The sequence below is a fragment of the Lolliginicoccus lacisalsi genome, assembly GCF_014841105.1.
GTDB classification, from domain to species: Bacteria; Actinomycetota; Actinomycetes; order Mycobacteriales; family Mycobacteriaceae; genus Lolliginicoccus; species Lolliginicoccus lacisalsi.
Genome location: NZ_JACYWE010000003.1, coordinates 428890 through 440919 on the forward strand (window position 1 = coordinate 428890; position 12030 = coordinate 440919).

The following is a 12030-nucleotide window of genomic DNA, read 5'->3' on the forward strand; positions in this document are numbered from 1 at the left end:
GGCCACTGCTCCATGCCCGACAACCCGAACGACGAGCCAGCCGAGACCAGGCTCGATGCCCTGACGGCCCTGGACAAGGCCCATGTGCTCGCCGAGGCACTGCCTTGGCTGCAGAAGTTCCATGGCAAGACGATCGTCGTGAAGTACGGCGGCAACGCCATGGTCGATGATCAGTTGAAGCGCGCCTTCGCTGCCGACATGGTCTTCCTGCGCACCTGCGGCATCCACCCGATCGTGGTGCACGGTGGCGGGCCGCAGATCACCCGCATGCTGGCTCGGCTCGGCATGCAGGGCGAGTTCCGCGGCGGCTTCCGCGTCACCACGCCCGAGGTGATGGACATCGTGCGCATGGTTCTCTTCGGCCAGGTGGGGCGCGAGCTCGTCGGCCTGATCAACGAGTACGGGCCGTACGCGGTGGGCATCTCCGGAGAGGACGCGCACCTGTTCACCGCGGAGAAGCGCGGAGCCGTCATCGACGGGAAACCCGTCGACATCGGGCTCGTCGGTGACGTCTCCGAGGTCAATCCCACCGCTGTGCTCGATCTGGTCGCGACGGGCCGGATCCCCGTGGTCTCCACCATCGCGCCCGATCGCGCCGGGGTGGTCCACAACATCAACGCCGATACCGCGGCGGCCGCGCTCGCCGAGGGCATCGGGGCCGAGAAGCTGATCGTGCTCACCGATGTCGAGGGCCTCTACACGGCCTGGCCCGATACGAGCTCGCTGGTCAGCACCATCGATTCGGCCGCGCTCGAGCAGCTCCTGCCCTCCCTCGCGAGCGGCATGATCCCGAAGATGGAGGCGTGCCTGCGGGCCGTGCGCGGCGGTGTCCCCTCCGCCCACGTCATCGACGGCCGGGTCCCGCATTCGTTGCTGCTCGAGATCTTCACCAAGGAAGGCATCGGGACCATGGTCACCCCGTCCACACCCGGAGGGCCTGCATGAACACCGCCACCGCGCAGCTCCAGCAACGCTGGTCCGCATCCCTCATGGACACCTACGGGGTGCCCAAGGTCGCCCTCGTCGGCGGACGGGGCGCCACCGTCACCGACGCGGACGGCCGCGAGTACCTCGACCTGCTGGCAGGCATCGCGGTCAACGCGCTCGGGCACGCTCATCCGGCGATCCGCGAAGCAGTGGACAAGCAGCTCGGCACTCTCGGGCATGTCTCCAACCTGTACGCGAGCCCGCCAGTGATCGAGCTCGCGGAGGCGCTGCTCAACAAGCTCGGTGTACCCGGTCGCGTGTTCTTCGGCAACTCTGGGGCCGAGGCGAACGAGGCGGCGTTCAAGCTGACCCGCCGCACCGGCCGCACCGCCGTCATCGCGACCGAGATGGCCTTCCATGGGCGGACCATGGGCTCGCTCGCGCTCACTGGGCAAGCACCCAAGCGGGCCCCGTTCGAGCCGCTCGTGCCTGGCGTACGGCACGTGCCCTATGGCGATATCGACGCCTTGCGCGCCGCGGTGGACGACACCACCGCGGCAGTCTTCCTCGAGCCCATCATGGGCGAGGCCGGCGTGGTGGTGCCTCCTGCGGGCTACCTGGCGGCAGCCCGTGACATCACCGCCGCGCACGGCGCGCTCCTCGTGCTCGACGAGGTGCAGACGGGCGTGGGCCGCACCGGCTGGTTCTACGCGCACCAGGCCACCGGCATCGTCCCGGACGTGATCACCCTCGCCAAGGGCCTCGGGGGAGGACTGCCCATCGGAGCGTGCATCGCCACCGGTGCCGCCGCCGAGCTGCTCGCCCCTGGCATGCACGGTTCCACCTTCGGGGGCAATCCCGTCTGCGCGGCCGCCGCGCTCGCGGTGCTCCGGACGATCGACGAGCAGGACCTGCTCAGCCACGCCGACGCGCTGGGCAAGACGATCCGGGCGGGCATCGAGGGCCTCGGGCATCCGCTGATCGACCATGTGCGCGGCGCCGGTTTGCTGCTCGGTATTGTGCTCACCGAGCCCCGCGCGCCGGCGGCGGAGACAGCGGCCCGCGACGCGGGATTCCTGCTGAATGCCGCGCAGCCCGATGTCCTCCGGATCGCCCCGCCGCTCATCCTCACCGAGGACGAGGCGAACCGGTTCGTGGAGGCTCTGCCCTCGATCCTGAACACCGCCCTCGACGAAGGACCGTCATGACACGCCATTTCCTCCGCGACGATGACTTGACCCCCGCTGAGCAGGCGGAGGTCCTCGCGCTCGCGGCGGAGCTCAAGCGCGCACCGTTCCTGCACCGCCCGCTCGAGGGGCCGCGGGGCGTCGGGGTCATCTTCGACAAGACCTCCACCCGCACGCGGTTCTCCTTCGAGCTCGGGGTCGCCCAGCTTGGTGGCCACGCGGTGGTGGTCGAGTCACGATCGACCCAGCTCGGCCGGGACGAGACGCTCCAGGACACCGGGCAGGTCCTGTCGCGCTATGTCGACGCCATCGTGTGGCGCACCTACGGGCAGGAGCGGCTCGAGGCGATGGCCGAGACTGCCACGGTGCCGATCGTCAACGCCCTGTCCGACTCGTTCCACCCCTGCCAGGTCCTCGCGGACCTCCAGACCATCGCGGAGCACAAGGGCGAGCTCGCTGGCCTGCGATTGACCTACCTCGGGGATGGCGCCAACAACATGGCGCACTCCCTCCTGCTCGGTGGCGCGACAGCCGGGCTGCACGTCACCATCGCCGCGCCCGCGGAGTTCCAGCCCGCGCGGGGCGTGGTGGAGGCGGCCCGGGAGCGGGCGGGCCTGACCGGCGGATCGGTCACTGTCACCCACGAGCCTGCCGCGGCGGCGGAGGGCGCGGATGTCCTCGTCACCGACACCTGGGTCTCCATGGGCCACGAGGCCGACGGCCGCGACAGGCGCGCCCCGTTCTGGCCGTATCAGATCAACGACGAGCTGCTCGCCCGGGCCGCGGCCGATTGCATCGTGCTGCACTGCCTGCCCGCGCATCGCGGCGAGGAGATCACCGACTCCGTCATCGATGGCCCTCGCAGCGTCGTCTGGGACGAGGCAGAGAACCGGCTGCACGCCCAGAAGGCTCTTCTCGTGTGGCTGCTGGGGAAGCAATGACCGAGCCTGGGCGGGGCGCCGGGGCGAGCCGGGCGCGCCGGCAGGCGCGCATCGTGGAGCTGCTCGCGGCCCACCAGGTGCACAGCCAGACCGAGCTGGCACAGCTCCTCGCTGACGAAGGGATCGACGCGACGCAGGCTACGCTGTCACGTGACCTCGAGGAGCTCGGGGCGCTCAAGCTCCGGGCGGCCGATGGCGGCAGCGGCATCTATGTCGTCCCCGAGGATGGCACGACGATCCGGGGCGTCACCGGTGGCACCGAGCGGGTATCGCGCCTGCTCGCCGAGCTGCTCGTCTCGGTGGAGGCCAGCGGCAACCTCGCTGTGCTGCGCACGCCCCCGGGCGCGGCGCAGTTCCTCGCGAGCGCGCTGGACCGGGCTGCGCTGGCACAGGTTTCGGGAACCATCGCGGGGGATGACACGATCATGGTGGTGGCCCGGCCGCCACACGATGGCGATGCCCTCGTGTCCCTGCTGCGGGAGCTGGCCTGACATCCCCAGCAATGCGCCGGGAACCATAGCGAACACTAGGCACCAGGAACGATAAGGAGAAGCAACACCATGGCAGAACGCGTGATCCTCGCCTATTCCGGCGGGCTCGATACATCGGTCGCGATCAGCTGGATCGCCAAGGAGACCGGCGCCGAGGTCGTGGCGCTGGCCATCGATCTTGGCCAGGGCGGCGAGGACATGGAGGTGGTCCGCCAGCGCGCCCTCGATTGCGGCGCCGTCGAGTCCATCTGCGTCGACGCCCGCGACGAGTTCGCCGACGACTACTGCCTGCCCACCGTGCAGGCCAACGCCCTCTACATGGATCGCTACCCGCTCGTCTCGGCGATCTCCCGGCCGCTGATCGTCAAGCACCTCGTGCAGGCGGCCAAGGAGCACGGCGGCACCACCGTCGCGCACGGCTGCACCGGCAAGGGCAACGATCAGGTCCGCTTCGAGGTCGGCATCGGCGCCCTCGCCCCTGACCTCAGCGTGATCGCGCCGGTCCGCGACTATGCCTGGACCCGCGAGAAGGCCATCGCGTTCGCGGAGCAGAACGACATTCCCATCACCGTCACCAAGAAGTCCCCCTTCTCGATCGACCAGAACGTGTGGGGACGAGCCGTGGAGACCGGCTTCCTCGAGGACCTGTGGAACGCCCCCACCAAGGACGTCTACGACTACACCGAGGACCCCACCGCGCACTGGCAGGCCCCTGACGAGCTGGTCATCTCCTTCGACAAGGGCAAGCCGGTCGCGATCGACGGGCGCCCCGTCACGATGCGCGAGGCCATCGTCGAGCTCAACCAGCGCGCGGGCAAGCATGGCGTCGGCCGGCTGGACATGGTCGAGGACCGTCTCGTGGGCATCAAGAGCCGTGAGGTGTACGAGGCACCGGGCGCGATGGTGCTCATCACCGCGCACCAGGAGCTCGAGGCCGTCACCAACGAGCGCGAGCTGGCCCGCTTCAAGCGGCAGGTCGAGCAGCGCTGGGGCGAGCTGGTCTATGACGGCCTGTGGTTCTCCCCGCTGAAGTACGCGCTCGACTCGTTCATCGAGCACACCCAGGAGCACGTGAGCGGCGATATCCGGCTCACGCTGCACGCGGGCAACGTCGTGGTCAATGGTCGTCGCAGCAACACGTCGCTGTATGACTTCAACCTCGCCACCTACGACGAGGGCGACAGCTTCGACCAGTCCGCGGCGAAGGGCTTCGTGCAGCTGCATGGCCTCTCGTCGAAGATCGCCGCCCGTCGCGATCTCGACCAGCAAGGGTGATGGCTGAGTGACCACACAGCATGGCACCAACCAGGGCGCGCTGTGGGGCGGCCGGTTCGCATCCGGGCCGGCCGCCGCGATGGCGGCCCTGAGCAAGTCCACGCACTTCGACTGGGCGCTCGCGCCCTATGACGTGCAGGCATCGAAGGCGCATGCCCGCGTGCTCAGCAAGGCCGGGCTCCTCGCGGACGCGGATCTCGCCATCATGATCGAGGGCCTCGATGGGCTCGCTGCCGATGTCGCTTCCGGCGCGTTCCAGCCCGCGGAGAGCGACGAGGACGTCCACGGCGCGCTCGAGCGCGGCCTCATCGAGCGCGTTGGCCCCGAGGTCGGCGGGCGCCTCCGTGCCGGGCGGTCGCGCAATGACCAGGTGGCCACGCTGTTCCGCATGTGGCTGCGCGAGGCGGCCCGGCGCATCGCAGTCGGGCTGCTCGATGTGGTCGATGCGATCGTCGGCCAGGCGGCCGCGCACCCCGATGCGGTGATGCCGGGCAAGACGCACCTGCAGGCGGCGCAGCCGGTGCTGCTCGCGCATCATTTGCTCGCGCACGCGCATCCGCTGCTGCGTGATGTCGAGCGACTGCGGGACTTCGACGCGCGGGCCGCGGTCTCGCCGTATGGATCGGGAGCGCTCGCGGGATCCTCGCTCGGTCTCGACCCCGACGCCATTGCTGTGGATCTCGGTTTCGATTCGGCCGCGGACAACTCGATCGACGCGACCTCGTCGCGCGATTTCGCCGCAGAGGCTGCTTTCATCCTCGCGATGATCGGCGTCGACCTCTCCCGCATGGCCGAGGAGATCATCATCTGGACCACGCCCGAGTTTGGCTATGCCACCCTCGCCGACGAGTGGTCCACCGGCAGCTCGATCATGCCGCAGAAGAAGAACCCGGACGTGTCCGAGCTCACCCGCGGCAAGTCCGGCCGCCTCATCGGCAATCTCACCGGGTTGCTCGCCACCCTCAAGGCACAGCCCCTGGCCTACAACCGGGACTTGCAGGAGGACAAGGAGCCGGTCTTCGATTCGGTGCTGCAGCTCGAGCTGCTGCTTCCCGCGATCGTGGGGCTCGTGTCCACCCTGGAGTTCCACGAGGACCGCATGGCCGAGCTCGCCCCGGCAGGCTTCACCCTGGCCACCGACATCGCGGAATGGCTGGTACGGCAAGGTGTGCCCTTCCGTGTCGCCCACGAGGCTGCCGGTGCCTGCGTGCGGGCCGCCGAGGCGCGCGGAGTTGGTCTCGATGAGCTCACCGACGCGGAGTTCGCTGCCATCGACCCCGCTTTGACGGGAGAGGTGCGCGCTGTTCTCACGGTGGCGGGCTCGATCGCCTCGCGGAACGCTCGCGGCGGCACAGCGGGGGAGCGGGTAGTGGAGCAACGAGATCGCGTCGCAGCGGCATCCGCGGCATTGCGCGCGTGGGCTGTGAGATAGCCAACAAACGCCGCCATGCACGGTATATGGGAGCCCGTGTAGCAGAAACCGCGTTGGGGGATGTGCGAAGATTCAGGAAGAGCGCACATCCCCGGCGCCGGGCCACGGTGGCGGGCGAGGATGGAGGTCCCCGTGAAGTTCACTGCCCGAACCCTCACGTCGCCGGTGCATCGAGTCCTCGCCACCGCGCAGAATGGGCTCGAGGTCATACGGTTCGGAGGGCTCGATACCGGCGAGGAGGCCTCTCCCTTCACGGTGATGGAGCGCCGCCCGATGTTCCGGCTTCGCCGCTACTTCCCCGCGGCAGACAATCTCGATGAGCGCGCCCCCGTCATCCTCGTTCCGCCCCTGATGGTGGCGACCGACATCTACGACGTCACCCGGGACCAGGGCGCGGTAGGGATCCTGCACGACCACGGCCTCGATCCGTGGGTCGTCGACTTCGGCGCCCCGGACCGCGAGATCGGCGGCATGACCCGCAACCTCGCTGACCACGTCGTGGCAGTCAGCGATGTTGTCGACATCGTCCGGGAGCACACGGGCAAGGACGTCCACCTCGCCGGATACTCGCAGGGCGGCATGTTCTGCTACCAGACCGCCGCCTACCGGCGCTCCCGCGGCATCAAGAGCCTGATCACCTTCGGCTCGCCCACCGACGCCGTGGCCCTGCCCATGGGCATCACGGTGGGCTTCGCCTCGAAGGGCGCGGACTTCCTCGCCGACCACGTCTTCAACCGCCTCGCCATTCCGGGCTGGATGGTCCGCACTGGCTTCCAGATGCTCGACCCCGTCAAGACCGTCAAGTCCCGCCTCGACTTCCTCATGCAGCTCCACGACCGTGAAGCGCTGCTGCCGCGCGAGAAGCAGCGCCGGTTCCTCGAGGTCGACGGATGGGTCGCATGGTCGGGGCCCGCCATCGCTGAGCTGCTCAAGCAGTTCGTCGTGCACAACCGCATGATGACCGGCGGCTTCGTCATTGACGATCGCCTCATCAGCCTCGCGGAGATCATCTGCCCGGTGCTGGCGTTCGTCGGCACCACCGACGATATCGGGCTACCTCGCGCGGTCCGCGGCATTCGTCGCGCCGCGCCTCGCTCCGACGTCTACGAGGCAACCCTGAAGGCCGGTCACTTCGGGCTCGTGGTCGGCAGCAGCGCCGGGACGCTCACCTGGCCCACCGTGGCGCAATGGGTGCGCTGGAACGAGGGGATCGCCGAGCGCCCCGAGGTCGCCAAGCCCATGACCGATGAGGACCAGCCCGCCGCCGATGGCGACTACACCGTGATGTCACGGCTGGTCAACAGTGCTAGCCAGGCCGCCGAGATCGGCTTCGGCGTGGCACAGGACTTCGTCGATGCCACCGTCGGAGCGGCCAAGACCACCAAGGAGATCGCCGGCGAGGCGCCCCGGACCTTGCCGCGCCTCGCCAGGCTTGGCGTGATGCAGGCGCACACGCGCATGTCGCTCGGTCTCCTCCTCGAGGAGCAAGGCCGGCGAGCGCCGCTCGGGGAATGCTTTCTCTTCGACGACCGGGTCCACACCAACTCGGCGGTCAACGAGCGCATCGACAACGTCGTCCGTGGCCTCATCTCGGTGGGGGTCCGGCAGGGATCCCATGTCGCGGTCCTCATGGAGACGCGGCCGAGCGCCCTGGCGACCATTGCCGCCCTCTCCCGGCTCGGCGCTGTCGCGGTGCTGCTGCAGCCCGGCACGAACCTCGACGATGCGCTCCGGCTCAGCGAGGCCACCGGAATCGTCACTGACCCGCAGAACATGGACGATGCAATCGCCACTGGCGGCCAGGTCTACGTGCTTGGCGGTGGCGATATCCGCGACCTGGGCGTCGACGGACACCCCAACGTCACCGACCTCGAGAAGGTCGATCCGGAAGCGGTCGAGCTTCCCGCCTGGTACCGGCCCAACCCGGGCATCGCCAGCGACCTCGCGTTCATCGTCTTCACCCGTTCACGAGGCCACATCGAGCCCCAGCTCATCACCAATCACCGCTGGGCACTCTCCGCGTTCGGTACCGCGTCCGCCGCATCGCTGACCGCCAGCGACACCGTCTACTGCCTCACCCCGCTGCACCATCCCTCGGGCCTGCTGATGACCCTCGGTGGTGCTGTCGCCGGCGGCGCCCGCATAGCACTGACACGCAGCTTCGACTCCTCCCAGTTCGCCGAGGAGGTCCACCGCTACGGCGTGACCGTCGTGTCCTACACCTGGACACTGCTCCGCGAGCTCGTCGAGGACGAGGACCTGCAGATCCAGCGGCACCATCCCATCCGCCTCTTCATGGGCTCAGGCATGCCCCGGGCCCTGTGGCAGCGTGTCACCGAGCGGTTCGCGCCCGCCCGCGTCGTCGAGTTCTACGCCTCCACCGAGGGCGAGGCAGTCCTGGCGAACATCACGGGCGCCAAGCCTGGCGCGAAGGGGCGACCGATACCCGGTTCCGCGACGATCAAGCTCGCGGCGTTCGATGTGGAGAGCAATCGCTTCCTCGAGGACGAGAGAGGCTTTGTCCGCGAGGTGGAGGACGACGACACCGGCCTGCTGCTCGCCCACCCGCGTACCGGCGTGGAGCACAGTTCCAACGTCATCCGCGGGGTGTTCAGGCCTGGCGACACCTGGATCCCCACCGACCATCTCTTCCGCCGCGACGCCGATGGCGACTACTGGATGGTCGACAACCGCAACAGCGTGATGCGGACCGATCGGGGGATCGTGTACTCGCTGCCCATCGAGGATGCGCTCGCGGACGTCGAAGTGCTCGATCTGGCGGTGGTCTACGGCGTGGAGCACGAGGGCCGCGCATTCGTCATCGCCGCGGTATCGCGCCGAAGCGACGAGCCTGGCCGGGACTTCGCGCCGGAGCAATTCGATCGTGCCCTCGCCGTGCTGCCCGGGTCCCAGCGCCCCGACATCATCCACGAGGTGCGGGAACTCCCCATGACCACCTGGTACCGCCCGAAGACACGCCTGCTCGCCCAGCAGGGGCTCCCCGCCGCCGATAGCCACGCATGGTATTACGACACCACTACGCACAAGTACATGCGGCTGACCGAGGCCGCCCGCAAGCGCATCCTCAAGCGCAAGCAACCCTGAATCCGGATAAGGTAGACCACTGTGCCACTAGACCCAGTACTGCTCGACATTCTCGCCTGCCCCGAGGACCGCGGCTCGCTCATCCATATCGAGGGCGAGGCGCTCTACAACCCGCGCCTTCGCAAGGCCTACCCGATCGAGAACGGCATCCCGGTGCTGCTGGTCGACGAGGCCCGCGATGTCGATGACGAGACCCATGCGCGCTACATCTCGGTGGGAACGCCCAGCGATTAGGGGAGCGGACTTGCGCTCCGCGCTCGAGGCTAGCCAGCCCGCCGAGGCTGCCCGCCTCCTCATTGGCTGCACCATCGAGCACGGCCCGGTGCGGTTGCGGATCGTCGAGACCGAAGCATATGGCGGTCCGCCCGATGGCCCCTGGCCAGACCCCGCTGCCCACTCGTACCGTGGCCCGACCGCGCGCAACCAGGTGATGTTCGGCCCGCCCGGGCACCTGTACATCTACCGGATCTACGGCATGCACCTGTGCCTCAACATCACCTACGGCCCCGACGGGCGCGCGGGTGGCGTGCTGCTTCGTGCTGGGGAGATCCTCGACGGCATCGGCGCTGCCCAGGACCGCCGGGGCATGGAACGTGCCGTGCATCAGCTCGCGCGGGGCCCGGCCAATCTCGCCGCCGCTTTGGGCATCCCGTGGGAACTGCGTGGCACTGATGTGATCGCCGAGGGGGGTCCCGTCCTGCTCGAGCGTGGCGCGGGCGATCAGGAGGAGTCCATCCACGCGGGGCCGCGCGTCGGGGTCCGGCTGGCTGCCGATCGCGCGTGGCGATTCTGGCTGCCAGGCCATCCTGCGGTATCCGCGTACCGGCGGCACCCAGCGGCCACCGATGCAGCCGGGCCCAATAGCCTGGGGCATTAGCCTGGGCGCCGCGCATGAGGAATGATCGGGTGCGTGACGATCGACATCCTTGAAGAACTGACCTGGCGTGGCCTGATCGCGCAATCCACTGATGCCGAGGCGCTGCGCGAGCAACTCTCCTCCGGTATGACCACGGTCTATGCCGGGTTCGATCCCACCGCGCCGAGCCTGCACGCCGGGCATCTCATCCCGCTGCTCGTGCTGCACCGCATGCAGCGCGCCGGGCATCGGCCCATCGTGCTCGCCGGCGGGGCGACAGGGCTGATCGGGGATCCGCGCGATGTCGGCGAGCGCAGCATGAACGACGAGGATGTCGTCGCGGAGTGGGCCGACCGGATCAAGGGCCAGCTCGAGCGATTCGTGGAGTTCGATGACGCGCCCAACGCGGCGATCATCGAGAACAACATCACCTGGACGGCCAACCAGTCCGCGATCTCGTTCCTCCGCGATATCGGCAAGCACTTCTCGGTCAACGTCATGCTCGCGCGCGAGACAGTCAAGCGACGCCTCGAGACCGACGGAATCTCCTACGCGGAGTTCTCCTACATGCTGCTCCAGGCCCAGGACTTCGTTCAGCTCCACCGCAAGCACGACTGCACTGTCCAGGTCGGGGGATCGGACCAGTGGGGGAACATCATCGCTGGCGTGGATCTCGTGCGCCGGCTCGATGGCGCGCATGTCCATGGCTTCACGGTCCCCCTTGTCACATCCGCGGACGGGAAGAAGTTCGGGAAGTCCACCGGTGGCGGCAGCCTCTGGCTCGACCCCGAGATGACGAGCCCTTACGCCTGGTACCAGTACTTCATCAATGCCAGCGACGCCGACGTCATCAAGTACCTGCGGTGGTTCACTTTCCTGTCCCAGGACGAGCTCGACGAGCTCGAGTCCGAGACCAAGGAGCGCCCGCACCTGCGCACCGCGCAGAAGCGACTCGCGCAGGAGATGACGAACCTGGTCCATGGCGAGGACAACACGCGCTCCGTCGAGCTCGCGAGCCAGGCCTTGTTCGGCCGCGCGGACATCGCCGGTCTTGATCGGACCACCCTGGGTGCCGCGCTCATCGAGGCCTCGGTCGCTGAGCTGGGCGAGGGCGAGCCCCGCACCATCGTTGACCTTCTCGTGGCGAGCGGACTGTGCGAGAGCAAGGGCGCCGCGCGCCGAGCCGTCCGAGAGGGAGGCGCCTCGGTCAACAACAATCGGATCAGCGACGAGGCGTGGGAGCCGAACGCGGCCGACTGGCTGCACGGCGAATGGCTGGTCATCCGCCGTGGCAAGCGCAACTTCGCCGGGATCCGTCGGCTCTAGGCGGCAGTCCGCGCGCGCCTCCCGACGTATCGCGCCCCCTGGAGTTGGGCGGGCATTCGTGCCCTGCTCAGCGGGATGTTGCCCGGGATTTGTATTCGGTCCCGCGGGTGTGTAACTTTCTTGGGGCCAGCCGGTGCGCGGGCCCGCCGAGAGCGGGGGACGGGCGCCAGGGCGGACCTGGATCGCGGGGGGCGTTGTTGCCTCCCGGGGCGCGGGGATGCTAGTGTGGCTGGCTGTGCCTGTGGGAGCTTCCCCGCCTGTTGGCGGGGTGCCTGGTGGGCGTGTTGATTGAGAACTCAACAGTGTGCCAGTTTTGTTTCATTGGATCCTGGTCGTCGTCGTGCCGGGCCCCTCGCGGGGGCCGGGAGTGGTGCGGCCGGGTGGATGATCGCGTGGGTGCCGCGAGCGCGCGGGGCCCTTTCTGGGTCGTGCCGCCCCTTTTTCGGGGCGGTGCCTGCCGCGCGTGGCGTCCTTGTCCCTGGTGGGCCCC

General features: G+C 68.7%; 10 protein-coding genes. All 10 read left to right on the forward strand.

What is annotated here, in order from left to right; all coding sequences use genetic code 11:
- Positions 1 to 12 precede the first annotated feature (12 nt).
- On the forward strand, positions 13 to 945 hold the full coding sequence (gene argB / locus HT102_RS07695) for an acetylglutamate kinase (protein WP_192038794.1): 933 nt from the start codon (positions 13 to 15) through the stop codon (positions 943 to 945).
- Positions 942 to 2135: an acetylornithine transaminase gene (locus HT102_RS07700; protein WP_192038795.1), complete on the forward strand. Its 1194-nt coding sequence runs from the start codon at positions 942 to 944 to the stop codon at positions 2133 to 2135. The genes argB and HT102_RS07700 overlap by 4 nt, the downstream gene beginning before the upstream one ends.
- Positions 2132 to 3055: an ornithine carbamoyltransferase gene (argF, locus tag HT102_RS07705; RefSeq protein ID WP_192038796.1), complete on the forward strand. Its 924-nt coding sequence runs from the start codon at positions 2132 to 2134 to the stop codon at positions 3053 to 3055. The genes HT102_RS07700 and argF overlap by 4 nt, the downstream gene beginning before the upstream one ends.
- Positions 3052 to 3546, forward strand: coding sequence for an arginine repressor (locus HT102_RS07710; protein ID WP_192038797.1), 495 nt, complete (start codon positions 3052 to 3054; stop codon positions 3544 to 3546). The genes argF and HT102_RS07710 overlap by 4 nt, the downstream gene beginning before the upstream one ends.
- Positions 3547 to 3615: 69 nt before the next feature.
- The gene (locus tag HT102_RS07715; protein WP_192038798.1) at positions 3616 to 4821 is read left to right on the forward strand and encodes an argininosuccinate synthase; all 1206 of its coding nucleotides are present in this window, start codon (positions 3616 to 3618) and stop codon (positions 4819 to 4821) included.
- A gap of 7 nt (positions 4822 to 4828) precedes the next feature.
- The gene (gene argH / locus HT102_RS07720) at positions 4829 to 6253 is read left to right on the forward strand and encodes an argininosuccinate lyase (protein ID WP_192038799.1); all 1425 of its coding nucleotides are present in this window, start codon (positions 4829 to 4831) and stop codon (positions 6251 to 6253) included.
- A 120-nt stretch (positions 6254 to 6373) separates the two neighbouring features.
- A complete protein-coding gene (locus HT102_RS07725; RefSeq protein WP_192038800.1) occupies positions 6374 to 9358 on the forward strand; it encodes an AMP-binding protein in 2985 nt (994 codons plus the stop codon).
- Between the two features lie 21 nt (positions 9359 to 9379).
- Positions 9380 to 9592 (forward strand): Trm112 family protein, encoded by a 213-nt coding sequence (locus tag HT102_RS07730; RefSeq protein ID WP_192038801.1) that lies wholly within the window; start codon positions 9380 to 9382, stop codon positions 9590 to 9592.
- Between the two features lie 10 nt (positions 9593 to 9602).
- Positions 9603 to 10235, forward strand: coding sequence for a DNA-3-methyladenine glycosylase (locus HT102_RS07735; protein ID WP_225443346.1), 633 nt, complete (start codon positions 9603 to 9605; stop codon positions 10233 to 10235).
- 21 nt (positions 10236 to 10256) lie between these two features.
- On the forward strand, positions 10257 to 11540 hold the full coding sequence (gene tyrS / locus HT102_RS07740; protein WP_192038803.1) for a tyrosine--tRNA ligase: 1284 nt from the start codon (positions 10257 to 10259) through the stop codon (positions 11538 to 11540).
- The last annotated feature ends 490 nt before the right edge of the window (positions 11541 to 12030 follow it).

Excerpts from the sequence above, each read along its gene's own strand:
- argB (WP_192038794.1), top strand. The coding sequence starts at position 13 with ATGCCCGACAACCCGAACGACGAGCCAGCCGAGACCAGGCTCGATGCC.
- HT102_RS07700 (WP_192038795.1), top strand. The coding sequence starts at position 942 with ATGAACACCGCCACCGCGCAGCTCCAGCAACGCTGGTCCGCATCCCTC.
- argF (WP_192038796.1), top strand. The coding sequence starts at position 2,132 with ATGACACGCCATTTCCTCCGCGACGATGACTTGACCCCCGCTGAGCAG.
- HT102_RS07710 (WP_192038797.1), top strand. The coding sequence starts at position 3,052 with ATGACCGAGCCTGGGCGGGGCGCCGGGGCGAGCCGGGCGCGCCGGCAG.
- HT102_RS07715 (WP_192038798.1), top strand. The coding sequence starts at position 3,616 with ATGGCAGAACGCGTGATCCTCGCCTATTCCGGCGGGCTCGATACATCG.
- HT102_RS07725 (WP_192038800.1), top strand. The coding sequence starts at position 6,374 with ATGGAGGTCCCCGTGAAGTTCACTGCCCGAACCCTCACGTCGCCGGTG.
- tyrS (WP_192038803.1), top strand. The coding sequence starts at position 10,257 with ATGATCGGGTGCGTGACGATCGACATCCTTGAAGAACTGACCTGGCGT.